Source organism: Streptomyces sp. NPDC055287, assembly GCF_053646035.1.
The window spans coordinates 1-24,353 of record NZ_JBSHNE010000028.1 but is presented as its reverse complement, the minus strand read 5'-3'; the positions used below and the strand labels follow the sequence as shown (position 1 = coordinate 24,353).

Sequence of the window (24,353 nt, the reverse complement as noted above, 5' to 3'; positions counted from 1 at the left end):
AGAGAAACGAAAGGCCGTTCCTTGGAACGCTCGCGGTGTCCCCCTCAGAAGGAGAGAACCCATGAGCCCCACGACTCGTACCCGTACGAACTCAGCGGCCGTCGCTTCTTGTTTCGCCGCGCTCGCCCTCTTCGCCTCGGCCTGCTCGGGCGGTTCCGACGGCACGGACGGCGGGAACGGCGACACGTCGAACGACTCCGGTACGAACGCGGGCAAGGCCAGCGACGACGCGGCCAAGCACCGCAAATGCCTGCGCGACAACGGGCTCGACGTACCCGACCCCAAGCCGGGCCAGGACGAGCGCGGCATGACGATCAGCGGCGACGGCATGAGCAAGGAAGCCATGGAGAAGGCGCTGAAGGCGTGCGCCGGGAAGGGCGGCCCCGGCTCGGCGGGCGGCGGGATCACCCAGGCCGACAAGGACAAGATGCTCAAGCACGCCCAGTGCATGCGCAAGAACGGCTACAACATGCCCGACCCGAAGTTCGACGGCGGGATGACAGCGGCGATGCCGATGCCCAAGGGTGCCGAGAAGGAGAAGTTCGAGAAGGCCAACAAGGCCTGCGAAAGCATCATGCGATGAGGGGGCGCAGGATCGTCGCGGCCGTCGTGGTCGTTCTCGCCGTGGCGGGCGGCGGAGTCGCCGCCACGACCCTGAGCACGACGGGCGAAAGCGAAGCCCCGCAGGACTCCGCACTGCCGCCCACCACCGCTTCCGTCGAACGCGGCGACCTCAGCGACAGCACCCAGATCGAGGGGACGCTCGGTTACGCCAAGGAACGCAAGCTCAACGCGGGCATCACGGGAACGCTCACCTGGGCCGCCGCCACCGGCTCCACGGTGAAGCGGGACGGCAGGCTCTACGAGATCGACGGAAAGCCCGTCCGCCTCATGTACGGCACCGGGCCGATGTACCGCACGCTGAAGACCGGCGACGAGGGCAAGGATGTCGGACAGCTGGAGCGGAACCTGGCCGCTCTCGGGTACACGGGCTTCACCGTCGACGACGAGTACACGGCGCTGACCGCGGCCGCCGTCAAACGCTGGCAGCGGGCTCACGACCTCGACCGGACCGGGCGCGTAGGCCCGGAACAGGTCACCTTCGCGCCCGGCCCTGTACGAATCAAGAGCGCCGACTCGGCCGTCGGGGACCAGGCGGCGCCGGGCCGGCCCGTATTCACCACCACGAGCTCCGAACGTGTCGTCACGTTCAAGCTGGACGTCGCCGACGGAAAGCTCGCCAAGACCGGCACCAAGGTCACCGTCGGCCTGCCGGACGGCTCCGGCGCGGAGGGTGAGGTCTCGGCGGTCGGCAGGACCGCGAAGCCCGGCGACGACCCGCAGGACCGCACCCCCAAGATCGGCGTGACCGTCTCCTTCGACGAACCGGGGAAGGTCAGCGGCTTCGACCAGTCACCGGTCACCGTCAACCTCACCGGCGAGACCCGGGAAGACGTTCTGTCCGTTCCCGTGAACGCGCTTCTCGCCCTCCCCGGTGGCGGCTTCGGCGTGGAGGTCGTCGAGAACGGAAGGACCCGTGACGTGAAAGTCGAGCTCGGCATGTTCGGGCAGGGCCGGGTCGAAGTGAGCGGCGGCGGACTGCGCGACGGCATGAAGGTCGGGGTTCCCAAGATATGAGCGCCGTCGTCGATCTCGCGGGAGTGACCAAGGAGTACCCCGGAGGTGTCGCCGCGCTGCGCGGCGTCGACCTCACCGTGCAGGAGGGCGAACTGCTGGGCATCGTCGGCCCGTCCGGCTCCGGCAAGTCCACCCTGCTGCACATCGTCGGCACCCTGGACCGGCCGACCGCCGGAACGGTCACCATCGCCGGACATGATGTCGCCGCCCTCTCCGACCGTGAACTGTCCGCCCTGCGCGCCCAGCACGTCGGCTTCGTCTTCCAGGCGTTCCACCTGGTGCCGGGCATCAGCGCCCGCGACAACGTGGCCGAAGGGCTGCTCTACTCCGGTCTCTCACGCACCGAGCGGCGCCGGCGGGCCGCGGACGCGCTGGAACGGGTGGGGCTGGCGGACCGGATGCGGCACAAGCCGCACGAGTTGTCCGGTGGGCAGAAACAGCGGGTGGCGATAGCCCGCGCTGTCGTCGGCGAGCCGGACCTGCTGCTCGCCGACGAGCCGACCGGGGCGCTCGACACCGCATCCGGGGAAGCGGTGATGGCGCTCCTCCACGAACTCAGCGAAGAGGGCGCCACGATCGCGGTCATCACCCACGACACGGAAATCGCCGAACGGCTGCCCCGGCAGGTCCGTATCCGCGACGGCCGGGTCGTGGCGGACCTGAGGAACGGCGAATGATGGCCCGCACACGACTCAGAGCGGCAAGGCTCGGCCCGCGCGACATCCTGCACGTCGGCTCCGCCGGGCTCCGCAGCCGCCCCGTGCGGGTCGTCCTGTCGGCCCTGGGCATCGCCATCGGTATCGCCACCATGATCTCGGTGGTCGGCATCTCCGCCTCCAGCAAGGCCCAGCTGATGGAACGCCTCGACCGGCTGGGGACCAACATGCTGGTCGCGAGCCCCGGCGAACCGATGTTCTCCGGTGAGGACGTCAAGCTGCCCAAGGACGCGGTCGGCATGGTGGGACGCATCAAGGGCGTACGGGAGGCAGCCGCGACCGGAGACGTCGACGAAGCGGTGCGGCGCTCGGAGAAGATCTCCGAGGACGAGACGGGCGGCATCGCCGTCAAGGCCACGACGGAGGAACTGCTGAACGTCCTGCGCGGCAAGGTGGCCGCCGGCACCTGGCTCAACCAGGCCAACGGCCGATACCCCTCGGTCGTCCTCGGCCACGTCTCCGCACGGCGCCTCGGCATCACGTCGCCGGGCCGCCAGGTCCGCATCGGCGACCGGTACTTCACCGTCGTCGGCATCCTCGGCCCGCTGCCGCTCTCGCCCGAGATCGAACGCTCGGCACTGGTCGGCTGGGCAGGCGCGCAGAAGCTGCTCGGCTTCGACGGCCACCCGACGTCGGTGTACGAGCGCTCGACCGATGCCTCCGTCCATGACGTACGAAAACTGATCGCCTCGACCGTCGACCCGCAGAACCCGCGGAACGTGCAGGTCACCGACCCGTCGTCGGCCCTCCAGGCCAAGGCGGCGACCGAGGGCGCGTTCAACGGACTACTCCTCGGGCTCGGCGGGATCGCACTGCTCGTGGGTGGAGTCGGCGTAGCCAACACCATGATCATCTCGGTGCTGGAGCGACGTTACGAGATCGGGCTCCGCCGCTCCCTGGGCGCGACCCGCGGCCAGATCCGCGTCCAGTTCGTCACAGAGTCACTGATGCTCTCGGGCCTGGGCGGCCTGGCCGGCGTCGCGATGGGCGCCGCCGCGACGGGCGTCTACGCGTACGTCGGCGGACTGCCGTGGGTCGTACCCCCGTGGGCGGTCGGCGGCGGGTTCGGCGCGACCCTCGTCATCGGCACGGCGGCAGGGCTGTACCCGGCCGTACGGGCCGCTCGGCTCTCCCCGACGCTGGCGCTGCACGCGGCGTAGGACGGCCATGGCCGGTGCGGTCCGCCCGCACCGGCTGGTGCGTTACCGGGTTCGTCGTACCGCCGTTCCCAGGATCGGCGCGCAGCCGTTCCCGGGAACGGCACGTCGCGGTTCCCGTTCCCGGGTGCGTCACGTCGGCTTGAGCGCCCGGGACAAGTCGATCGCCGCCGCCACGCGCACCGCGATGTTCTCCGCGTACGTCGCGTCAGGGCGCTCGAAAGCCGTGCGACTCGGGCCGCGCAGGAAGGTGGCCACACCCAGCGTCCTGCCACGGCTGCGCAACACCGTGCACAGGGCGTGCACGGTGTCCTCCGGCCACTGGCGCTGCGCCGCCCAGTCCGGCGAACCCCCGCTCGCCCGTACCGACCCGAGCCGGTCCAGGCACTGGAGCGCCGGATGACCCGACGGGTACGGAACCGGGATGCCGGCTCCCCCGGTGACCGGCAGGCACGGGCCCGGGGCGCCCGCCGGCGTGGCCGCCGCCCGGACCAGACGCGGCGGATGCTCTCCCACGGACAGGTCGACCAGAGCGTGGTCGGCGAACCCCGCGAGAGCGAAGTCGAGGTACGACAGTGCCGCCTCCATCGGGTCCTCGCACTCGGCGGCCGCGCGCCCCGCACGGTGCAGCTGGTTCCCGCGGAACCGCAGCTGCGCGGCTTCCTGTTCCGCGGTCTTCGCCTCGGTGATGTCCTGGAACAGCCAGCCGACCCCGAGCGGAACCGGCTCCTCGGCGAGCGGCGAGGCCAGCCGCAGGAAGCCACTGCGCCAGCACCGCCGCCGCTCCCCCTTGCCGCCCGCCTCGGCCCTGCGCAGCGTCACCCACAGCTCGGCGGGAGCAGGCGGCGCCCCTTCCGCCAGTACGTGCTGGAGGGCGCCCTCCAGCTCCTCCACGCCCTGGACGATCAGCTCCCCCAAGGGGCGGCCCAGGAGCGTCGTACGGCCCACCCCGAGCGCGCGTGCCGCATGCGTGTTGACGACGGTCGGGCGAAGGTCCACGTCCACCAGGACGACGCCCCAGGACGCGTCGTCGAAGAGAGCCTCGCTGAGCGCGATCGCCCGCTCCAGGTCGATCTGCGCGTGCACCTCGCTGAACGCGCAGTACACCCCCGCGGGCTTGCCCTCCGCGCCGCGCACCCCCGCCGACTGCGTCCGTACGAGAATGCGCCCGCCGTCCTTGCGCAGTAACGCGAATTCGTGCACCTGCCGGCCCGGCGCGTGCATCGCCGACATCAGCCGTCCCTGCACTTCGTCGGCGTCCGCGGCCCTGGCCGCCCAGCCCGCGAAACCGGACCGCCCGACCGCCTCGTCGACCGTCCACCCGAGGATCCGCTCGGCCTCGCGGTTCCAGTGGGTGATCACACCTTCCGCGTCGAAGGCACAGAGCGCCGCGTCCATGCCGTCGAGAAGCGCGGCAAGAAGATCGTCGGAACCGGGTCCTGGCTCGTCGGGACCGAACGCATCGGTGGTCTCGCCGATCCGGGAAGCACTCACCTGGCACCCCCTGCAGGTGTTCGCCTTTGCTGCACTGCTGAACTCGGGATCATTCAACTGGAACGTGACGCAGCCCACACCTGGTTCGGTGAAATAAATACCTCCCGGAAATTCGGTTGTGGTGAACGGGAGGGGTTCTTACGCTTGCAGTACACGTGAAGGGAGGTGGTTCGGAAGTGATGTCATTTCGGACTCGTGAGGTGACTGCGGGCTGACGGCCCGTCGTCGCACTTAGTGCAGGCCGACAGATCGTCGGCCGAAATCCCAGCAGTCACTGACCCGCGGGCTCGCCGGTAAGTCCGGCCGGCTCCTCTTCGGAGGGACCAGAGCCCGCGGGTTTCTGCGTTCCGCGGGCCCATGCGCGGCCGGGCCTCACGGGCAGAGGCGTTCCACGCGCCACGCGTCGCCGTCGGGGACGTAGCGCAGGCGGTCGTGCAGGCGGTTCGCGTGGCCCTGCCAGAACTCGACCGTCTCGGGAACGACCCGGTAGCCGCCCCAGTCCGGCGGCACCGGTACGCGTTCGGTCTGCGGGTAGCGCGCCGCCAGTTCGTCGTACCGCGCGAGCAGCTCTTCGCGGGACCCGACAACGGACGACTGCGCGCTCGCCCAGGCCCCCAGCTGTGAGCCGTGCGGGCGGGTTCTGAAGTACGCCGCCGTCTCCTCGCGGCCGATCCGCACGGCCGTTCCGGTGACTATGACCTGGCGCGCGACCTGGTGCCACGGGAAGAGCAGTGAGACGTACGGATTGGACTCGATCTCCCGCCCCTTGCGGGAGGCGTAGTTCGTGAAGAAGACGAAGCCCTCGGCGTCGTACTTCTTCAGAAGCACCGTGCGGGAGGAGGGCCGGCCGTCGGGGGTGGCGGTGGAGACGATCATCGCGTTCGGCTCGTGGAGGCCGCCGGTGGCGACCTCCCTGAACCAGTGGTCGAACTGGCCCATGGGCCCGGCTGCGAGTTCCGCCTCCGTGAAGGCTTCGCTGCGGTAGTGCTCGCGCATGGCGGCGGGATCGAAATCTCGGTTCGGCACAGTGCCATCCTGCCGCAGGGGCCCAGTGTGCCCGGCACCCGGTGTCATCAACCCTCGCCCGGGAAATGGGGCAGTGTGCCGGTAATCACGCTTCCCCGCATCGGCGGAACCCGCCAAAATATGGGCGCCGGGCACTGTGACCTCCATACAGCAGGGGATATCGTGCCTGCTTCCGAGGCGGTTGGGTGACCACCTGCCGCGCGGGGAATCACCGGGGTGACCGATGGCGCTGGATCCTGCCCCCCGGTCATAAGCCGCCTACCGCTTGTCGATGCTTGTCGAACACATCATGAGGAGCCGCCTGATGTCCGACTTCGTACCCGGACTCGAAGGAGTCGTCGCGTTCGAAACGGAGATCGCAGAACCGGACAAGGAGGGCGGTGCGCTCCGTTACCGGGGGGTCGACATCGAAGACCTCGTCGGGCACGTGTCCTTCGGGAACGTGTGGGGTCTGCTGGTCGACGGCGCGTTCAATCCCGGACTTCCGGTCGCCGAACCGTTCCCGATCCCCGTCCACTCCGGTGACATCCGCGTCGACGTGCAGTCCGCGCTCGCGATGCTCGCGCCCGTGTGGGGCCTGAAACCGCTGCTCGACATCGACGAGCGGACCGCCCGCGACGACCTGGCGCGTGCCGCCGTGATGGCGTTGTCGTACGTCGCCCAGTCGGCGCGCGGGCAGGGCCTGCCGATGGTGCCGCAGAGGGAGATCGACAAGGCGGAGACCGTCGTGGAGCGCTTCATGAAGCGCTGGCGCGGCGAGCCCGACCCCAGGCACGTCAAGGCCGTCGACGCCTACTGGACGTCGGCCGCCGAGCACGGCATGAACGCCTCCACGTTCACCGCGCGCGTGATCGCGTCGACCGGCGCCGACGTGGCCGCCGCTCTGTCGGGCGCGGTCGGTGCCATGTCGGGGCCGCTCCACGGTGGCGCGCCCTCGCGCGTCCTCGGCATGATCGAGGAGATCGAGCGCACCGGTGACGCGACGGCGTATGTGAAGCGTGCCCTGGACAAGGGCGAGCGTCTGATGGGCTTCGGTCACCGTGTGTACCGCGCGGAGGACCCGCGTGCGCGCGTTCTGCGGCGTACGGCGAAGGAGCTCGCGGCGCCGCGCTTCGAGGTCGCGGAGGCCCTGGAGAAGGCCGCCCTCGAGGAGCTGCACGCGCGGCGTCCCGACCGGGTGCTCGCGACGAACGTCGAGTTCTGGGCGGCGATCGTGCTGGACTTCGCCGAGGTCCCGGCGCACATGTTCACGTCGATGTTCACGTGTGCGCGTACGGCCGGATGGTCGGCGCACATCCTGGAGCAGAAGCGCACGGGGCGCCTGGTGCGGCCTTCCGCGCGGTACGTCGGTCCCGCGTCGCGCAATCCGCACGAGGTCACGGGCTTCGACGACATCGCCCGCTGAGCCTGCCCGGGTGAGGGGCCGGGCGTTCCGGCCCCTCAGCCCAGCGCGCCGTCGAGCAGCGCCGCCCACTGGGCCACCACCCGGTCGCGTCGCGTCGCGTCGTCGGTGAGGAGGTTGGCGAGGCCGAGGCCGCGGGCCATGTCGAGGAGTCCCTGGACGGTCTCGCGTACGCCGGGGACCGCTTCGTCGGCGCCCAGGAGTTCCACGGCGATGCGGTGGGTCTCGCGGCCGACACGGGCCTCGAGCTCGGTGACGCGTGCGCGCAGCTGGTCCTCGTTGGAGGCGGCGACCCACAGGTGCAGGGCGGCCCGGAAGAGCGGTCCTGTGTAGAGGTCGACGAGGGCGCCGACGACGGCCGCGCGGTTGGTGGCGCCGTGCGGGAACAGTGCGCGCAGTGCCGTGGAGCGTTCTTCGGCGACGTACTCGACGGCGGCCGTGAAGAGGTCTTCTCTGGTGGGGAAGTGGTGCTGGGCCGCGCCGCGTGAGACGCCGGCCCGTTCCGCGACGACGGACACCGTGGAGCCTGCCCATCCGCGCTCGGCCAGGCAGGACACGGCGGCTTCCAGCAGGCGCTGCCTGGTGGCCCTGGAGCGGTCCTGCTTGGGGGCCTTGCCCGTGGCCGGAGCGGAGCCTGTGGCGGAGCCCGCGGCCGGTGTCGGAGTCGGGGTCACAGCACCCATGCGGGGTCCCGTCGTTCGAGGAATGCCGTCACGCCTTCGGCCGCCTCCCGTGAGGCGAACAGGCGCGCGGACTGCTCGACGAGCGTGTCCGTGTCCCGGTCGAAGGCTGCCAGCACTGTAGCCGTGACCAGGCGCTTGGATTCGGCCAGCCCCTGTGGCGAGGCCCTGCGCAGACCGTCGAGTACGGGTGCGAGCGCGTCGTCCACGTCGTCGCCGGACGCGATGGTGATCAGTCCTGTACGGGCAGCCTCGGCGGCGTCGAACCGCTCTCCGGTCAGGTAGTAGCGGGCGGCGGCGCGCGGGTCGAGGCGGGGCAGCAGCGGCATCGAGATGACGGCGGGGGCGAGCCCGAGCCGGGACTCGGTGAACGCGAAGCTCGCGCGGGGCCCGGCGGCGGAGATGTCGCACGCGCCGAGCAGCCCCAGGCCGCCGGCCCGCACGTGCCCCGTCACGCGGGCCACCACGGGCTTGGGCAGGGCGACGACGGCCCGCAGGAGGGTCACGAAGGCCGCCGGGTCGGGCGGCGACTTGAGGTCGGCGCCCGCGCAGAAGGTGCCCCCTGCGTGGGTGAGCTGTACGGCCCGTACGGAGGGGTCCTTCGCGCACGCGGAAAGGGCGTCGCCGAGCTCACCGACGAGCCGCGCGGACAGTGCGTTGCGGTTCGCCGGTGAGTCGAGGGTCAGGGTGGTGATTCCGCGGACGTGTGCGGTCGGTATCAGGGACATCTGCTCTCGCCTTCACGTTCACGCGGCGCGCGCAGCTCACGCAGTTCGCGCCTGAGGATCTTTCCGGAGGCCGCCCTGGGGACGCTTCCGACGAACGCCACCCGGCGGACCTTCTTGTACGGGGCGACGCGCTCGGCGACGTGCGCCATGACGTCGTCCTCGGTGAGGCGTGCGGACGGCTGCGGGACGACGTACGCCATGGGCACTTCGTTGCCGTCGTCGTCGTACACGCCGATGACTGCCGCGTCCGCGATCGCCTCGTGGGTGAGGAGGAGTGCTTCGAGTTCGGCGGGTGCCACCTGGAAGCCCTTGTATTTGATGAGTTCCTTCACGCGGTCGACGACGAACAGCCAGCCGTCCGCATCGACCCTTCCGATGTCGCCGGTGTGCACCCATCCGTCGGTGTCGATCAACGCCGCGGTGGCGTCGGGGCGGCCGAGGTAGCCCTTCATCACCTGCGGGCCCCGGATCGCGATTTCGCCGTCCTCGCCCACGGCCACGTCCGTGCCGGGGTCGTCCAGGGAGAGAATGCGCATTTCCGTTCCCGGGAGAAGCTTTCCGACGGTTCCCGGGGGCGGGTTCGGCGCGTTCCGGGGAACGACGTGGGTGCCGGGGGACAGTTCCGTCATGCCGTACGCCTGGAGGACGGGCGGCAGTCCGAGGCGGCTGGAGCAGGCCTGCGCGAGGGCGGCGTCGAGCGGGGCGGCGGCGCTGACGATGTACTCGAGGCCGGACAGGTCGTACTTCCCGACGGCGGGGTGCTTGGCGAGGGCCAGGACGATGGGCGGGGCGACGTACAGGCCGTTGATGCGGTGCTTCTCGATCGCGCCGAGGAACTGGTCGAGCTCGAAGCGCGGTAGTACGACGACCGTCGCACCATTGCGCAGGGGCGCGTTCATGAGTGCCGTGAGGCCGTATATGTGGAAGAAGGGCAGTACGGCGAGGATGCGGTCGCCCGGGCCCATGGGGATGAAGGGGTCGAGCTGCGCCAGGTTGGTGGCGATGCTGCGGTGCGTCAGCATCACGCCCTTGGGAACGCCGGTGGTGCCCGACGAATACGGGAGCGCCGCGATGTCCTCGGACGGGTCGATGGTGAGGTGTGGCTCGGGTGCGGTCGAAGCGAGCATGTCGAGGACGGAGCGGTGGCCCTCCGCGCTGTCGCAGACGAAGATCTCCTCGATTCCGCCGACGAGTTCTGCGGCCCTGCGCGCGACGCCGAGCAGCGGTGAGACGGTGACGATCCAGCGGGCGGAGGAGTCGGCGAGCTGCTTGGCGAACTCCTCCGCCGTGGACAGCGGATGGATGGTCGTGACGGAGGCCCCGGCGCGCGTGGCGGCATAGAAGACCACCGGGTACGCGATGGTGTTGGGGCTGTGCAGGGCCAGTACGTCGCCCTGCCGCAGGCCGGCCTCGGCGAGCGCGGCGGCGATCCGCCGGTGGAAGAAGTCCAGTTGGCTGTACGTGATCGTGTCGCCGTTCGTCCCGTCGATCAGGGCGGGCGTTTCGCCGTACTCGGCGGCCCTTGCGAGCACCGCCTCGTGGATGGGCAGCTCGACGGGCTCTACGGATGCGTACTCGCTCTGGAACGCCATGACGGTCCCCTCCGCGGTATGGGTGGTGGCCAGAATCGCGCGTACTAGTACGACTTGGGGAGACCCAGGGACTGGTGGGAGACGAAGTTCAGGATCATTTCCCGGCTGACGGGCGCGATGCGGGCCACCCGGGCGGCGGTGATGAGCGACGCGAGGCCGTACTCGCGGGTGAGTCCGTTGCCGCCCAGGGTGTGGACGGCCTGGTCGACGGCTTTCACGCAGGCCTCGGCGGCGGCGTACTTCGCCATGTTGGCGGCCTCCCCCGCGCCGAGGTCGTCGCCCGTGTCGTAGAGATGGGCGGCCTTCTGCATCATCAGGCGCGCCAGTTCGAGTTCGATGTGGGCCTGCGCCAGGGGGTGGGCGATGGCCTGGTGGGCGCCGATGGGGGCCTTCCAGACGCTACGGTCCTTGGCGTACTCGACGGCCCTGTGCACGGCGTAGCGGCCCATGCCGACCGCGAACGCGGCCGTCATGACGCGCTCGGGGTTGAGGCCCGCGAAGAGCTGGAGGAGGCCCGCGTCCTCGTCGCCGACGAGCGCTTCGGCGGGCAGCCGCACGTCGTCGAGGGCCAGCTCGAACTGCTTCTCCGGTGCCTGGAGTTCCATGTCGATCTGTGAGCGCCGGAAGCCGGGGGTGTCGCGGGGGACGATGAACAGGCACGGCTTGAGGCGGCCCGTCCTCGCGTCCTCCGTGCGGCCGACGACGAGGGTCGCGTCGGCGATGTCGACGCCGGAGATGAAGACCTTGCGTCCCGTGAGCAGCCAGTCGTCGCCGTCACGGCGGGCCGAGGTGGTGATCCGGTGGGAGTTCGATCCGGCGTCGGGCTCGGTGATGCCGAAGGCCATGGTGAGGCTGCCGTCGGCGAGGCCCGGCAGCCAGGTGGCCTTCTGCTGGTCCGTGCCGAAACGGGCGATGACGGTGCCGCAGATGGCGGGTGAGACGACCATCATGAGGAGCGGGCAGCCGGCTGCCCCCAGCTCCTCCAGGACGATGGACAGCTCCGCTATTCCACCGCCCCCTCCGCCGTACTCCTCGGGAAGGTTCACACCGAGGTAGCCGAGCTTGGCGGCTTCGGCCCAGAGCGCGTCGGGATGTGCCCCTTCGCGCACGACGGTGGTCATGTAGTCGCGTCCGTAGCGCTTCCCGAGAGTGGCGACGGCCGCGCGGAGCGCCTTGTGTTCTTCGGTCTCTACAACGGCGGTGCTCATGACTGCTGTTCCTCCTGGGACTCTTCGCCAGGCTCTTCGGCCTGTACGACGGCGAGCAGGGCGCCGACCTCGACCTGGCGGCCGGGAGCGGCGTGGAGCGCGGTGAGCGTGCCGGAGGCGGGGGCGGAGACGCGATGTTCCATCTTCATGGCCTCCAGCCAGAGCAGGGGCTGCCCGGCGGTGACGTGCGCGCCCTCCGCGATCCCCTCGGCGACGCGGACGACGGTTCCCGGCATGGGTGCGAGCAGGGACCCGGGCGCCGTACTGGTGGTGGGGTCCGGGAAGCGGGGCAGGGCGGTGAGGGTGTGCGTACCGCCTGTGGACGTGTCGACGTACGTGCGGCCGCCGGGGTGCACGGTGACGACGAAGTGCCGCAGTACGCCTTCGATTTCGAGGGTCACGTGATCGGCCCGTACGCCGTGCACGCGAACGCCCGGAGTGCCTTCCGCGGTGAGGCTGTCCCGGGTGGCCCGGTAGCGGACCTCGTGTTCCGTCCCGTCGGGCTCGGTCCGGTAGGTCTTCGCCTGCGGCTGGGAAGCCAGGTTGCGCCAGCCGCCGAGCCGGGCCGCCGTCGTCGTTCCCGCGGCCTGTCTGGCGGCGGCGTCGGCCAGGGCGGCGGCGAGCGCGGCGAGTGCTCCTTCGCGTGAGTCCGCGGTGGCCTCGGTGAGGGCGTCCAGGTGCCGGTCGTAGAACCCCGTGTCGAGCCGGCCGGCGCCGAAGTCCGGATGCCGCAGCGAGCGTACGAGCAGTTCCCTGTTGGTGACCGGGCCGTGGATCGCGGCCCGCTCCAGGGCATGGGCCAGTTTGCGTACGGCTTCGGCGCGGGTGGGCGCGTGGGCGATCACCTTGGCCAGCATCGGGTCGTAGTGCACCCCCACGAGGTCTCCGCCGGCGTACCCGCTGTCGAGCCGCAGTCCGGGCGCCTCGGTGACGCGCAGTGCGTGCAGGGCGCCCGTCTGGGGCTGCCAGTCGCGGGCCGGGTCCTCCGCGTAGAGGCGGGCCTCCACGGCGTGGCCCGAAGGGGCGGGTGGTTCGGGGGGCAGTGCCTCGCCCTCGGCGACGCGCAGTTGCAGCGCCACGAGGTCGATGCCGAACACCGCTTCCGTGACGGGGTGTTCGACCTGGAGGCGGGTGTTCATCTCCAGGAAGTACGGGCGTCCTTCGGCCGAGACCAGGAACTCGACCGTTCCCGCGCCCCGGTAGTCCACCGCCCTCGCCGCCGCCACGGCGGCGTCGTGCAGCGTGGTGCGCAGGGCGTCGTCCAGGCCGGGTGCGGGGGCCTCTTCGACGACCTTCTGGTGCCGGCGCTGGAGGGAGCAGTCGCGGGTCCCGAGCGCCCAGACGGTGCCGTGCGCGTCGGCCATCACCTGGACCTCGACGTGGCGGCCGCGTTCGACGTACGGCTCGGCGAAGACCTCACCGTCGCCGAAGGCCGACCGCGCTTCCGCGGCTGCCGCTGTCAGCTCTCCGGGGAGCGCCGCCAGGTCGCGTACGACGCGCATGCCCCTGCCGCCGCCGCCCGCAGCCGCTTTGAGGAGGAGCGGGAGGTCCGCGTCGGTGGCCCGGTCGGGGGCGACGGGGGCCAGGAGGGGGACGCCGGAGGCCGCCATGAGTTCCTTGGCGCGTGTCTTGGAGGCCATGGCGTCGATCGCCGCGGGCGGCGGACCGATCCACACGAGACCCGCGTCCAGTACGGCGCGGGCGAACTCGGCGTTCTCGGAGAGGAATCCGTACCCGGGATGGACCGCGTCCGCACCGGCCGACAGGGCGGCCTTCACGACGAGATCACCACGCAGGTACGTGTCGGCGGGGGCCGTTCCCGGGAGGCGTACGGCAGCGTCCGCGGAACGGGCGTGCAGCGCGCCCGTGTCCGCGTCGGAGTACACGGCGACCGTGGTGATGCCGAGCTGTGCGCACGTACGGAAGATCCGGCAGGCGATCTCGCCGCGGTTGGCCACGAGCACTGAGGAAATCGTCGAACTCATCGGGAGGCCCTTCACATCCGGAAGATGCCGAAGCCGCCGCGCGCGCCCTCGACCGGTGCCGTGTGGATCGCGGACAGGCACAGCCCCAGCACGGTCCTGGTGTCGCGCGGGTCGATGACCCCGTCGTCGTACAGCCGCCCCGACAGGAACATCGGGAGGGACTCCGACTCGATCTGCTGCTCGACCATGGCGCGCAGCCCCGCGTCGGCCTCGTCGTCGTACGGCCGGCCCTTCGCGGCGGCCGACGCGCGGGCGACGATCGAGAGCACGCCTGCGAGCTGCTGGGGGCCCATGACGGCGGACTTGGAGCTGGGCCAGGCGAAGAGGAAGCGTGGGTCGTACGCGCGGCCGCACATGCCGTAGTGGCCGGCTCCGTAGGAGGCGCCCATCAGGACGGAGAGGTGCGGGACCTTGGAGTTGGAGACCGCGTTGATCATCATCGCGCCGTGCTTGATGATGCCGCCCTGCTCGTACTCCTTGCCGACCATGTAGCCGGTGGTGTTGTGGAGGAAGAGGAGGGGGATGTCGCGCTGGTTCGCCAACTGGATGAACTGGGCGGCTTTCTGGGACTCCGCGCTGAACAGGACGCCCTGGGCGTTGGCCAGGATGCCCACGGGGTGGCCGTGGAGGCGAGCCCAGCCGGTGACCAGGCTGGGCCCGTACAGCGGCTTGAACTCGTCGAAGTCGGAGGCGTCGACGATGCGGGCGATCACTTCGCGCGGGTCGAAGGGCACCTTGAGATCACCGGGAACGATGCCGGCGAGCTCTTCCTCGTCGTACTTGGGCGGCTCGGCGGGGGCCCGCGAAGCGGACGGTTGCGCCTTGCGCCAGTTCAGGCGGGCGACCACGCGGCGGGCCTGGCGCAGGGCGTCGTGCTCGTCCAGCGCGAAGTAGTCGGCGAGGCCGGAGGTGCGGGCGTGCATTTCGGCGCCGCCGAGTGATTCGTCGTCCGACTCCTCGCCGGTGGCCATCTTGACCAGGGGCGGGCCGCCGAGGAAGACCTTCGAACGCTCCTTGATCATGATGGTGTGGTCGGACATTCCGGGGATGTACGCCCCGCCGGCCGTGGAGTTGCCGAAGACGACGGCGATGGTCGGGATTCCGGCGGCGGACAGCCGGGTGATGTCGCGGAAGAGGGCGCCGCCGGGGATGAAGATCTCCTTCTGCGAGGGGAGATCCGCGCCGCCGGACTCGACGAGGCTGATGCAGGGGAGGCGGTTCGCGTACGCGATCTCGTTGGCCCGCAGGGCCTTCTTGAGGGTCCAGGGGTTGGAGGCGCCGCCCCTGACGGTGGGGTCGGTGGCGGTGATCAGGCATTCGACGCCTTCGACGACACCGATGCCGGTGACCATGGACGCGCCCACGGCGTATTCGCTTCCCCAGGCGGCGAGGGGGGACAGCTCCAGGAACGGGGTGTCCGGGTCGAGCAGCAGCTCGATGCGCTCGCGCGCGAGCAGCTTGCCGCGCTCGCGGTGGCGGGCGACGTACTTCTCGCCCCCGCCGGCGAGAGCCTTGGCGTGCTCGGCGTCGAGGTCGGCCAGCTTGGCGAGCATGGCGGCGCGGTTGGCGGCGTACTCGGGGCTCTGCGGGTCGAGGGCGGTGGGGAGCAGGGTCATGGGGTCACCGCCGGGGGTTGTGGGGGCGGGGTACGGGGTGGGTTTCCCGAACCGGGGCTCCGCCCGGGACCCCGGTCCTCAAACGCCGGCCGGGCTGGAAGGGGCCACGACGGGAGCGTCGCGCTACCGCGCAGGGGCACCGCGCCGTCGCGCACGAACGTTCTGGTGTCACAGGAGTGCCTCCGGTATGTCGATGTGGCGGGCGCGCAGCCATTCGCCCAGGGCTTTCGCCTGGGGGTCGAAGCGGGCCTGGGACGCGACTCCCTCGCCCAGGAGGCCCTCGACCACGAAGTTCATCGCCCGCAGGTTCGGCAGGACGTACCGCGTGACGGGCAGATCCCTGGTCTCCGGGAGCAGTTCACGGAAACGGTCCACCGTCAGTGCGTGGGCAAGCCACTGCCACGCCTCGTCCGACCGCACCCACACGCCTACGTTCGCGTCGCCGCCCTTGTCCCCACTGCGGGCGCCCGCGACCAGGCCGAGCGGGGCCCTTCGGGTCGGACCGGCCGCACCAACCGGACGGGCCGGACGGGCCGGACCAGTCCGTGCGGGCGGGAAGTCCGGTGTGTCGCCCACCGGTGCGAGGGGGCGCGTGGTGGCGGGATGCGGCACTCTCACCCGCTCGCCGTCCGGCAGCACGGCCACGTGCTCGACGTCGGACGCGTTCACGTACGCCGCCTCGAAGACGCCGTACGGCGCTCCCTTCCCCGGCGGGGCCGTCACGTGGAAGCCGGGGTAGCTGCCGAGCGCCAGCTCGATCGCCGCTCCGCTGATCACGCGGCCGACGTTCGCCGGGTCCGGGTCCCGTACGACCAGCCGCAGCAGGGCGCTCGCGCGTTCCTGCGTGTCCGCGTCCGGGCGGTCCGTGCGCACCAGCTCCCAACAGACCTGCGCGGGCCGGCTTTTGGCCGCCGACAGGGCGTCCTCGACCTGGGCCCGGACGAGCTCTGCCTTCGCCTCGATGTCCAGGCCGGTGAGTACGAACACGACCTCGTTGCGCCACCCGCCGACCCGGGTCACGCCGGCTTTGAGGGTGGGCGGCGGGGCCTCTCCGTGAACGCCCGCGATTCGCACCCGGTCGGGGCCGTCCTGTGTCAGCCGTACGGTGTCGAGTCGTGCCGTGACATCGGGCCCGGCGTACCGGAGCGCGCCCGTTTCGTACAGCAGTTGCGCGGTGACCGTTCCCGTGTCGACGCAACCGCCCGTTCCGGGGTGCTTCGTTATGACAGAAGCACCGTCGGCATGGATCTCCGCGAGCGGGAACCCCGGGCGCCTCGCGCCTGAACGCTCTGCGAAGCCGGAGAAGAACGGGTAGTTCCCGCCCGTCGCCTGCGTCCCGCACTCCAGCACGTGCCCCGCGACCACCGCCCCCGCAAGGCGGTCGTACTCCTCGGCGCCCCAACCGAACCACCACGCCGCCGGTCCCGTGACCAGAGCCGCGTCCGTGACGCGCCCCGTCACCACCACGTCCGCACGCGCACGCAGGCACTCCGTGATCCCGCCGCCGCCCAGGTACGCGTTCGCCGTCAGCGCCCCTTCGGGCAGCGGCAGGCCGTCGCCCTCGACGTGGGCGACGCGCACCGGCACACCGACGCGTTCCGCGAGATCCCGTACGGCGTCGGCGAGCGCTCCCGGGTTCAGTCCGCCCGCGTTGGCCACGATCCGCACCCCGCGCTCGTGTGCCACGCCCAGGTTGTCCTCCAGCTGCCGCAGGAAGGTCTTGGCGTACCCGAGCCGCGGGTCCTTCAGGCGGTCGCGTCCGAGGATGAGCATGGTCAGTTCGGCGAGATAGTCCCCGGTGAGTACGTCGAGTTCACCGCCGGTGAGCATCTCCGTCATGGCGTCGAAGCGATCGCCGTAGAAGCCGGACGCGTTCCCGATCCGCAGTGGCCGGCCGCCCTGCCCGCCGGGGACCGTCATGCCCCTCCCCCGTCCCGCTTCGGCTCCCGCCCCGCGCCCGCCGGGCCCGCGAACGCCTGCGCGATGTCCAGCCACCGGTCGGCGTCGGCGCCCTGTGCCCGCAGCGCCACGTCGTCACGGTGGACCCGCTGGGTCACCAGGAGGCAGAAGTCGAGCGCCCGTCCCGGTCACCCGCTGCCGGGCGTCCTCGGGGCCGTACGCCCATACTCCCGACCCGTCCGGCGCGGTCAGCTCCACCCGGAACTCCTCGTCCGGCGGGGTGAGCCCGCGCACGGCGAAGGCGTAGCCGCGTGCCCGCACCCCGATCCGGGCCACGTGCCGCAACCGCGCCGTCGGCTCACGGCGTACGCCCACCGCGTCCGCGATGTCCTGGCCGTGCGCCCAGGTCTCCATCAGCCGCCCGGTCGCCATCGAAGCGGCGCCCATCGGAGGCCCGTACCAGGGGAACCTGACCCCGTCCGGCGCCGCCCGCAGTGCGCGCTGGAGCTGCTCGCGACCATCCCGCCACCAGGCCAGCAGCTCGTCGACCGGCAGCGCGGCCCCCGCCTCGGCGCCGTCGTCGACGAACCGCTCGGGCGCGGCAAGCGCTTCGCGCGCCTCCGCCGCGAAGCCCTCGGGGTCGGTGACGGACAGCAGCGCCGCCGTGTCCGTCCAGGCGAGATGCGCGATCTGGTGGGCGACGGTCCAGCGCGGCGCGGGTGTGGCGAGCGACCACTGCTTCTCGCTCAGGCCCTCGACCAGTTGGTCGAGGTCGTCCCCTTCGGCACGAAGATCGTCGAGCACGGCTGCCGGATCGGACACGGTGCGCTCCCCTCGGGGTAGGGCGGTGTGTCCGGAGCATGGCAGGCCCTCAGGAAACAAGCAAGCGTGCTTGCATTATTTGTCGGAGCGGAATGACGCGACCGGGGAGGACCGCTCCCGACGCCCCTGACGCGCCTGGCTCCGTACCGCACCCAGGCTCGCCCCGATGACCAGCGCGATCGCCAGTGCGTCCGTCGTCGAGAGGGCCTGATGCAGCACCAGGAACCCGGCGACTGCCGCGATGGCCGGCTCCAGGCTCATCAGTACGGCGAAGGTCGCGGCCGGCAGCTTGCGCAGGGCCAGCAGTTCCAGCGTGTACGGCAGCACGGACGACATCAGCGCCACCGCAGCACCCAGCGCCAGCGTGTGCGGCTCCAGCAGCCTGCTGCCCGCCTCAGCGATCCCGAACGGCAGGCTGAGCAGCGCGGCGACCGCCATCGCGAGCGCCAGCCCGTCCGCCTGCGGGAACCTGCGCCCGGTCCGCGCGCTGAAGAGGATGTACGCCGCCCAGCAGCCACCCGCTCCGAGCGCGTACGCCGCGCCGACGGGATCGAGCCGGTCGAATCCGCCACCGCTGAGCAGCGCGACGCCGCCGAGCGCGAGCGCGGCCCACACCACGCTCATGGCGCGCCGGGAGGCGAACACGGACAGCGCGAGCGGGCCGAGCACCTCGAGGGTCACCGCCACGCCCAGCGGGATGCGGTCCAGAGCCTGGTAGAAGAGGCCGTTCATGCCGGTCATGGCGAGGCCGAAAGCGGCGATGGTCCACCAGTCGGCGCGTGCGTACCCGCGCACCCGCGGCCGGCACACGGCGAGCAGGATCACGGCCGCGACGGCGAGCCGCACGGCGACGACACCGGCGGCTCCCGTGCTCGGCATGAGCGTCACCGCGACGGCGGACCCGAACTGCACCGACAGCCCACCGGCCACCACCATCGCCACAGGCCCCAGCCGGGTACCGAGCCGTGCCCCGGCGGGCGCACCGGCACCAGCAGCGGTGCCGCCGTCGGATATCGGAGGAGTCGCGGAGGTGGAGGCGGCGGGAGCGGGGTCGGGAGCGGGTGCGTGGCCTGGGGTGGCGGCGGTGGGCTGGTCCATACGCTCCACGGTAAGTGGACCAGGAGCGTCCGCGGCCCACACCCCTGACCACACCCGGCCCGCACCCCTGACCGGGGCGACCGGCCGCGACGGCCGGGGGACGACGCGACCGGTGTCGCGTGACGCCGCTCCTGGCGCATCCCCCGAGGCCGTGGGCGCGTCTCTCCGACTGTCCGATTACCCGACCCTGGCCGAGATCACTGGCGGCCGGGCGAAACAACGACCGCAGGAAGGCACTGCTCGATGAGTTCTCCGCACCACACCACTGACGAAGGCCCCAACGGGCCCGTCACGATCACGCTGGACACGGAGAAGGGGCGGGCGGAGATCTCCGGGCCGGGCATCCCCACCGCGCTGCTGGTGCGGAACGACGCCGATCAGGCGGGCGACAGCCAGACCGGCGAACACCGGACGAACGGCGTGACCCCGGTGGGCACCCGGTCCGCGCGCCGCCTGTCCCTGACGGTCGGTGGCGCCACGGCCCGGCTCGTACCGGCCCCCGGGCGCCTCAGCCGTCGGTCCTACCGGGTCGACGCCACCGTCGGGGACGTCACGTACCGCCTCGTGCCGCACACGCTCGCCGAGAGCCGTCTGCTGCGCGACGGCGCACTGATCGGCGTCTTCCAGGCGGACGGTGACGCAAGAGTGCTGGCGGAGTGGTCCGACGGCGCCGAGCCCGGCCCCGTCGACATCAGCGTCGGCTATGTGCTCGCAGCGTCCTTCGGAACCGGCGGGCAGCATTTTCTGGCCGCCGTGGTCGACGTGGCCCTGGAGGCCCTGCCCTGGTGAGCCCGGCCGGGCGGCGCGCGTCAACGTCCCGGCGGCCCGGCGGCGCGCGTCAACGTCCTGGCGGCCCGGCGGCGCGTCAACGTCCTGTCCGGCGGCGCGCTTCGCCGTCCTGACGGCCCCTGGGGCGCGGCTCAGGGCCGTGCGCCGCCGTCGGTGGGGTCAGCCGGGCGGGTCCGGTCGGCCCCGCCCGGTGGGGAGGCTCCCTCCGCCCCCCTCGGCGCTCCTCCCAGTCCCTCCGCCAGTACCTCCGCCAGGTGCCTCGCTCTGCGGCCCGCCAGCTGTTCCAGCTGGGTGCGGCAGGAGAAGCCGTCCGCCAGGAGCTCCGTTCCGGGCTCGGCCTCGCGCACCGACGGGAGGAGCTGTTCCTCCGCGCAGGCGACCGACACGTCGTAGTGGCCGCGCTCGAAGCCGAAGTTTCCGGCGAGGCCGCAGCAGCCGCCGCTCAGGGCGCCGGTGAGGCCGGCCCGTTCGCGCAGCCGCTGTTCCGCCGCGTCGCCCAGTACGGCGTGCTGGTGGCAGTGCGTCTGGCCCGCGACCGGGCGGTCGATCCCCGGTGGCTGCCAGTCGGGGGCGTACTCCTCCAGTACCTGGGCGAACGTGCGTACCGAGGCGGCGAGGGCGGCCGCTCTCGGATCGTCCGGCAGGAGCTCGGGGAGGTCCGCCTTGAGCGCGGCCGCGCAGCTCGGTTCCAGAACCACGAGGGGCAGTCCTGCGGCGCGTTCCATGCCGTCCAGGGTGCGGCGCATGGTGGCGCGGGCCCTGTCGAGTTGTCCGGTCGAGACGTACGTCAGGCCGCAGCACAGCTGCCCCGGTGGCATCGCGACCCGCAGACCCGCCGCTTCCAGTACGTGCACGGCGGCCCGGCCGACGTCCGGCGAGAGATGGTTGGTGAACGTGTCGGGCCACAGGACGACCGTCGCCGCCCCCGACTCCCGCGACCGCTCACCGCCCGCCCTGTTCCGCGCCCGCCACCAGCTCCTCAGAGTGCCGCGTGCGGGGGTGGGCAGGTCGCGTTCCGGGGCGATGCCTCCCAGGCGCTTCGCGAGAGCGGCCAGCGGGCGTACCCGGGAGGCGGTCCGCAGCGCGCCCGCGAACGGAGCGGCCGCGCGCAGCCACACGGGAAGCCATCCCATCGCGTAGTGAGCGGCGGGGCGCACCCGTCCCTTGTAGTGGTGGTGCAGAAATTCCGCCTTGTACGTCGCCATGTCGACGCCCACCGGACAGTCGCTCCTGCACCCCTTGCACGACAGGCACAGGTCGAGTGCGTCCCGTACTTCCTCCGAACGCCAGCCGTCCGTGACGACCTCCCCGGCGAGCATTTCGTGCAGCAGACGCGCGCGCCCGCGCGTGGAGTGCTGTTCGTCTCCGGTGACGCGGAAAGAGGGGCACATGACGCCCGCTCCCGCCGCGGACTCGGTACGGCACTTCGCGACGCCCACACAGCGGCGCACGGCGGCCGAGAAGTCACCACCGTCGTGCGGGTACGCGAAGGTGACGTCGACGCGCTCCCGGGGAAGCACCGCGAAGCGGAGGTTCTCGTCCAGCCGGGCGGGGCGGGCGAGCATGCCCGGGTTCATTCCGCCGGCCGGGTCCCATACGTCCTTGAAGCGACCGAAGAGGGCCACGAGTTCGTTCCCGTACATCTTCGGAAGCAGTTCCGCGCGTGCCTGTCCGTCGCCGTGTTCGCCGGAGAGAGAGCCGCCGTGCGCGACGACGAGCTGCGCCTGATCCTCGGAGAACCGGCGAAAGCGCCGCACACCGGTGTCACTGAGCAGGTCGAAGTCGATCCGGACGTGGATGCAGCCGTCGCCGAAATGCCCGTACGGCGTGCCGTGCAGGCCGTGCTCGGCGAGCAGCGACCGGAAGTCCCGCAGGTACGCGCCGAGCCGTGCGGGCGGTACGGCGCAGTCCTCCCAGCCGGGCCAGGCCTCGCTCCCGTCGGGCATCCGTGTCGCCGTACCGCTCGCGTCCTCACGGATGCGCCACAGAGCGCGCTGTCCGGCCGCGTCCGTGACGACCGTTCCGCCGGGCGCCCGGGCGGCCTGCACCAGCCGCTGGGCGCGGGAGAGGGCTTCGGCGGGCGTGTTCCCTCCCATCTCGACGAAGAGCCACGCGGAGCCGCGCGGGAGCAGCCTCCGCTCCTGCTCGGGAACGAGGTCTTCCGCCATGCCTTCCACGGTGAGCGGGCCGTACGGGAGGAGTGCCGGCGCGGCCTCGGCGGCTTCGCTCTCACCGGCGTACCCGAGAACGGCGAGCGCGCGTGCGCGGGGTGCCTCCACCAGGCGTACGGTCGCCTCGCTCACCACCCCGAGCGTTCCCTCGCTTCCGCAGAACGCCCGCGCGAGGTCCACGCCGTTCTCGGGAAGCAGCGCGTCCAGCGCGTAGCCGGAGATGCGGCGCGGCAGTTCGGGGAAGCCGGTGCGCAGGAGCGTCAAGTTGTCGTTCACGAGAACGGTCAGCCCTTCGGGTGCCCCGTCCCCGCCGGGCCCCAGGCGCAGCACCTCGCCGCCGTATCGGACGACCGTCAGACGAGTGATGTTGTCGGCCGTCGTTCCCCAGGCCACCGAGTGCGAGCCGCAGGAGTTGTTCCCGATCATGCCGCCGATCGTGCAGCGGCTGTGCGTGGACGGGTCGGGCCCGAAGGTCAGCCCGAAGACGCCCGCCGCGGCGCGCAGATCGTCGAGGACGACCCCCGGCTGCACCACGGCGGTACGGGCCTCGGGGTCCAGGTCCGTGATGGCGCGCATGTGGCGCGTGAGGTCGAGGACCACGCCCGTTCCGGTCGCCTGCCCCGCGATCGAGGTGCCACCGCCGCGCGGCACCACCGGCACCCCGTACGCCCGGCACACGGCGAGGGCGGCGGCCACGTCGGCGGCGTCGCGCGGGGCGACGACACCGAGCGGCACCCGCCGGTAGTTGGAGGCGTCCATCGTCATCAGGGCGCGCGCCGCCGCGTCGAAGGCGACCTCACCGCGCACGGCACCGCGCAGTTCGCGCGCCAGGCCCGCCGTGTCGGTCCTCCGCCGGCCTTCTCCCCCGCCTCCCCCCTCCCCGGCGCCGGCCCCGTTCCCACCCCTGCCCCGGTCCCCGTCCCTGTGTGCAGACATGAGCCAAGGATGCCCCGCATCTCGGCACCGATCCCGGAGATCGCGGCCGGGGTTCGCGACCGCTACGGCCGTCTCACGAGCCGGAGCGCGCGTCTCACCGGCCGGACGCCCGCCTCCGGCACCTCTCCATACCGGCTACGCTCCGGCTCGTGGCTGAGATCCAGATTCCCGCTGACATGAAGCCCGCCGACGGCCGTTTCGGCGCGGGCCCCTCCAAGGTGCGTACGGAGGCGCTGGACGCCCTGGCCGCGACCGGCACCTCACTCCTCGGTACGTCCCACCGCCAGGCCCCGGTCAAGAACCTGGTCGGCTCGGTGCGTGACGGCGTACGCGACCTCTTCCAGCTCCCCGAGGGCTACGAGGTGATCCTGGGCAACGGCGGTTCGACCGCCTTCTGGGACATCGCGACCCACGGACTGATCGAGCAGAAGTCCCAGCACCTGAACTTCGGCGAGTTCTCGTCGAAGTTCGCGAAGGCCGCCAAGCTGGCGCCCTGGCTGGACGACCCGACCGTGATCGCCTCCGACCCGGGTACGCACCCGGACCCGCAGGCCGAGGCGGGTGTCGACGTCTACGCCTTCACCCACAACGAGACCTCGACCGGTGTCGCGGCCCCGATCAAGCGCGTCCAGGGCGCCGACGCCGGCTCCCTCGTCGTGGTCGACGCCACGTCCGGCGCGGGCGGCCTGCCGGTCGACATCGCCGAGACCGACGTCTACTACTTCGCCCCGCAGAAGTCCTTCGCCTCCGACGGCGGCCTGTGGATCGCGGCCTTCTCCCCCGCCGCCCTGGAGCGCGCCGCGCGCGTCCACGCGTCCGGCCGCCACATCCCGGAGTTCTTCAGCCTGCCCACGGCGATCGACAACTCCCTCAAGAACCAGACGTACAACACCCCCGCGCTGTCGACCCTCTTCCTGCTGGACAACCAGCTGGAGTGGCTCAACTCGCAGGGTGGCCTCGACTGGTCGGTGCGCCGCACCGCGACCTCCGCGGCCAACCTGTACGGCTGGGCCGACGAGTCGAAGTACGCGACACCGTTCGTCACCGACCCGGCCAAGCGCTCGCAGGTCATCGGCACGATCGACTTCGCCGACGAGATCGACGCCACGGCGGTCGCCAAGGCGCTCCGCGCGAACGGCATCGTCGACACGGAGCCGTACCGCAAGCTGGGCCGCAACCAGCTGCGCGTGGCGATGTTCCCGGCCATCGACCCGGCCGACGTCCAGGCGCTGACGGCCTGCATCGACTACGTGATCGAGAAGCTCTAGGCGTACGCATGGAAAGGGGCCCGTCCGCACCGTCGGACGCTGTTGGTTAATTCGGCCCTTCGCGTGACGTCGGCCTTCAGGACCCGGTTGTGGTCTTGAAGGCCGACGTTGTTGTTTGGGGTGGGTGC

Annotated in this window: 18 protein-coding genes and 1 pseudogene; 7 read left to right on the top strand and 12 right to left on the bottom strand. The window is 71.6% G+C overall.

Translation table 11 applies throughout. The features are described from left to right. Positions 1-61: 61 nt before the first annotated feature. From ACWIHY_RS30230 to ACWIHY_RS30215, 4 genes are read left to right on the top strand one after another with little or no spacing between them, the layout of a single operon-like run. Positions 62-583: a hypothetical protein gene (locus tag ACWIHY_RS30230; protein WP_454379156.1), complete on the top strand. Its 522-nt coding sequence runs from the start codon at positions 62-64 to the stop codon at positions 581-583. Continuing rightward, positions 580-1,638, top strand: a complete 1,059-nt coding sequence (locus ACWIHY_RS30225; RefSeq protein WP_454379155.1) for an efflux RND transporter periplasmic adaptor subunit — start codon at positions 580-582, stop codon at positions 1,636-1,638. Before ACWIHY_RS30230 ends, ACWIHY_RS30225 begins: the two co-directional genes overlap by 4 nt. Beyond that, a complete protein-coding gene (locus tag ACWIHY_RS30220) occupies positions 1,635-2,315 on the top strand; it encodes an ABC transporter ATP-binding protein (RefSeq protein WP_454379154.1) in 681 nt (226 codons plus the stop codon). Before ACWIHY_RS30225 ends, ACWIHY_RS30220 begins: the two co-directional genes overlap by 4 nt. After that, positions 2,315-3,514 carry an ABC transporter permease gene (locus ACWIHY_RS30215; protein WP_454379152.1) on the top strand — a complete coding sequence of 400 codons (1,200 nt, stop codon included), beginning with the start codon at positions 2,315-2,317 and terminating at the stop codon, positions 3,512-3,514. The genes ACWIHY_RS30220 and ACWIHY_RS30215 overlap by 1 nt, the downstream gene beginning before the upstream one ends. Before the next feature lie 129 nt (positions 3,515-3,643). Here the strand turns inward: ACWIHY_RS30215 and ACWIHY_RS30210 are convergent, their stop codons facing one another. Next, positions 3,644-5,005, bottom strand: a complete 1,362-nt coding sequence (locus ACWIHY_RS30210) for a PAS domain S-box protein (protein WP_454379149.1) — start codon at positions 5,003-5,005, stop codon at positions 3,644-3,646. A 372-nt stretch (positions 5,006-5,377) separates the two neighbouring features. Beyond that, entirely contained in the window at positions 5,378-6,001 is a 624-nt protein-coding gene (gene pdxH, locus ACWIHY_RS30205; RefSeq protein ID WP_454379202.1) for a pyridoxamine 5'-phosphate oxidase, read from the bottom strand. 334 nt (positions 6,002-6,335) lie between these two features. Between pdxH and ACWIHY_RS30200 the strand changes: the two genes are divergently transcribed. Further along, complete coding sequence (locus tag ACWIHY_RS30200) at positions 6,336-7,436, top strand: citrate synthase 2 (RefSeq protein WP_454379148.1); 1,101 nt, start codon at positions 6,336-6,338, stop codon at positions 7,434-7,436. 35 nt (positions 7,437-7,471) lie between these two features. Here the strand turns inward: ACWIHY_RS30200 and ACWIHY_RS30195 are convergent, their stop codons facing one another. The 9 genes and pseudogenes from ACWIHY_RS30195 to ACWIHY_RS30155 all read right to left on the bottom strand — a co-directional run bounded on the left by ACWIHY_RS30195 (position 7,472) and on the right by ACWIHY_RS30155 (position 19,061). Next, entirely contained in the window at positions 7,472-8,116 is a 645-nt protein-coding gene (locus tag ACWIHY_RS30195; RefSeq protein WP_454379146.1) for a TetR/AcrR family transcriptional regulator, read from the bottom strand. Beyond that, a complete protein-coding gene (locus ACWIHY_RS30190) occupies positions 8,104-8,841 on the bottom strand; it encodes an enoyl-CoA hydratase family protein (RefSeq protein ID WP_454379144.1) in 738 nt (245 codons plus the stop codon). Before ACWIHY_RS30190 ends, ACWIHY_RS30195 begins: the two co-directional genes overlap by 13 nt. Next, on the bottom strand, positions 8,832-10,433 hold the full coding sequence (locus ACWIHY_RS30185; RefSeq protein WP_454379142.1) for a 4-coumarate--CoA ligase family protein: 1,602 nt from the start codon (positions 10,431-10,433) through the stop codon (positions 8,832-8,834). Before ACWIHY_RS30185 ends, ACWIHY_RS30190 begins: the two co-directional genes overlap by 10 nt. A gap of 44 nt (positions 10,434-10,477) precedes the next feature. After that, positions 10,478-11,641: an acyl-CoA dehydrogenase family protein gene (locus ACWIHY_RS30180; protein ID WP_454379140.1), complete on the bottom strand. Its 1,164-nt coding sequence runs from the start codon at positions 11,639-11,641 to the stop codon at positions 10,478-10,480. Beyond that, positions 11,638-13,626 carry an ATP-binding protein gene (locus ACWIHY_RS30175; RefSeq protein ID WP_454379138.1) on the bottom strand — a complete coding sequence of 663 codons (1,989 nt, stop codon included), beginning with the start codon at positions 13,624-13,626 and terminating at the stop codon, positions 11,638-11,640. Before ACWIHY_RS30175 ends, ACWIHY_RS30180 begins: the two co-directional genes overlap by 4 nt. A gap of 11 nt (positions 13,627-13,637) precedes the next feature. Further along, positions 13,638-15,242: an acyl-CoA carboxylase subunit beta gene (locus ACWIHY_RS30170; RefSeq protein ID WP_454379136.1), complete on the bottom strand. Its 1,605-nt coding sequence runs from the start codon at positions 15,240-15,242 to the stop codon at positions 13,638-13,640. Positions 15,243-15,410: 168 nt separating this feature from the next. After that, a complete protein-coding gene (locus ACWIHY_RS30165; RefSeq protein ID WP_454379134.1) occupies positions 15,411-17,162 on the bottom strand; it encodes an acyclic terpene utilization AtuA family protein in 1,752 nt (583 codons plus the stop codon). Next, a pseudogene (locus ACWIHY_RS30160) lies at positions 17,159-17,963 on the bottom strand (TIGR03084 family metal-binding protein). The gene ACWIHY_RS30165 and the pseudogene ACWIHY_RS30160 overlap by 4 nt, the downstream one beginning before the upstream one ends. Before the next feature lie 75 nt (positions 17,964-18,038). Beyond that, the gene (locus ACWIHY_RS30155) at positions 18,039-19,061 is read right to left on the bottom strand and encodes an EamA family transporter (protein WP_454379133.1); all 1,023 of its coding nucleotides are present in this window, start codon (positions 19,059-19,061) and stop codon (positions 18,039-18,041) included. 243 nt (positions 19,062-19,304) lie between these two features. On the opposite strand from ACWIHY_RS30155, the gene ACWIHY_RS30150 reads away from it, so the two are divergent. Further along, positions 19,305-19,850, top strand: coding sequence for a hypothetical protein (locus ACWIHY_RS30150; protein WP_454379131.1), 546 nt, complete (start codon positions 19,305-19,307; stop codon positions 19,848-19,850). 131 nt (positions 19,851-19,981) lie between these two features. On the opposite strand, the gene ACWIHY_RS30145 is transcribed toward ACWIHY_RS30150, so the two are convergent. Further along, on the bottom strand, positions 19,982-22,780 hold the full coding sequence (locus tag ACWIHY_RS30145; protein ID WP_454379201.1) for an FAD-binding and (Fe-S)-binding domain-containing protein: 2,799 nt from the start codon (positions 22,778-22,780) through the stop codon (positions 19,982-19,984). Positions 22,781-23,106: 326 nt separating this feature from the next. Between ACWIHY_RS30145 and serC the strand changes: the two genes are divergently transcribed. After that, positions 23,107-24,225 carry a phosphoserine transaminase gene (gene serC / locus ACWIHY_RS30140; protein WP_454379130.1) on the top strand — a complete coding sequence of 373 codons (1,119 nt, stop codon included), beginning with the start codon at positions 23,107-23,109 and terminating at the stop codon, positions 24,223-24,225. Positions 24,226-24,353 lie beyond the last annotated feature (128 nt).

Coding starts and splice junctions, on each gene's coding strand:
- ACWIHY_RS30185 (WP_454379142.1), bottom strand. CDS start 10,433: ATGGCGTTCCAGAGCGAGTACGCATCCGTAGAGCCCGTCGAGCTGCCC.
- ACWIHY_RS30195 (WP_454379146.1), bottom strand. CDS start 8,116: ATGGGTGCTGTGACCCCGACTCCGACACCGGCCGCGGGCTCCGCCACA.
- ACWIHY_RS30155 (WP_454379133.1), bottom strand. CDS start 19,061: ATGGACCAGCCCACCGCCGCCACCCCAGGCCACGCACCCGCTCCCGAC.
- ACWIHY_RS30225 (WP_454379155.1), top strand. CDS start 580: ATGAGGGGGCGCAGGATCGTCGCGGCCGTCGTGGTCGTTCTCGCCGTG.
- pdxH (WP_454379202.1), bottom strand. CDS start 6,001: ATGCGCGAGCACTACCGCAGCGAAGCCTTCACGGAGGCGGAACTCGCA.
- ACWIHY_RS30230 (WP_454379156.1), top strand. CDS start 62: ATGAGCCCCACGACTCGTACCCGTACGAACTCAGCGGCCGTCGCTTCT.
- ACWIHY_RS30220 (WP_454379154.1), top strand. CDS start 1,635: ATGAGCGCCGTCGTCGATCTCGCGGGAGTGACCAAGGAGTACCCCGGA.
- ACWIHY_RS30175 (WP_454379138.1), bottom strand. CDS start 13,626: ATGAGTTCGACGATTTCCTCAGTGCTCGTGGCCAACCGCGGCGAGATC.
- ACWIHY_RS30215 (WP_454379152.1), top strand. CDS start 2,315: ATGGCCCGCACACGACTCAGAGCGGCAAGGCTCGGCCCGCGCGACATC.
- ACWIHY_RS30145 (WP_454379201.1), bottom strand. CDS start 22,780: ATGGACGCCTCCAACTACCGGCGGGTGCCGCTCGGTGTCGTCGCCCCG.
- ACWIHY_RS30165 (WP_454379134.1), bottom strand. CDS start 17,162: ATGACGGTCCCCGGCGGGCAGGGCGGCCGGCCACTGCGGATCGGGAAC.
- ACWIHY_RS30190 (WP_454379144.1), bottom strand. CDS start 8,841: ATGTCCCTGATACCGACCGCACACGTCCGCGGAATCACCACCCTGACC.
- ACWIHY_RS30170 (WP_454379136.1), bottom strand. CDS start 15,242: ATGACCCTGCTCCCCACCGCCCTCGACCCGCAGAGCCCCGAGTACGCC.
- ACWIHY_RS30200 (WP_454379148.1), top strand. CDS start 6,336: ATGTCCGACTTCGTACCCGGACTCGAAGGAGTCGTCGCGTTCGAAACG.
- ACWIHY_RS30180 (WP_454379140.1), bottom strand. CDS start 11,641: ATGAGCACCGCCGTTGTAGAGACCGAAGAACACAAGGCGCTCCGCGCG.
- ACWIHY_RS30150 (WP_454379131.1), top strand. CDS start 19,305: ATGAGTTCTCCGCACCACACCACTGACGAAGGCCCCAACGGGCCCGTC.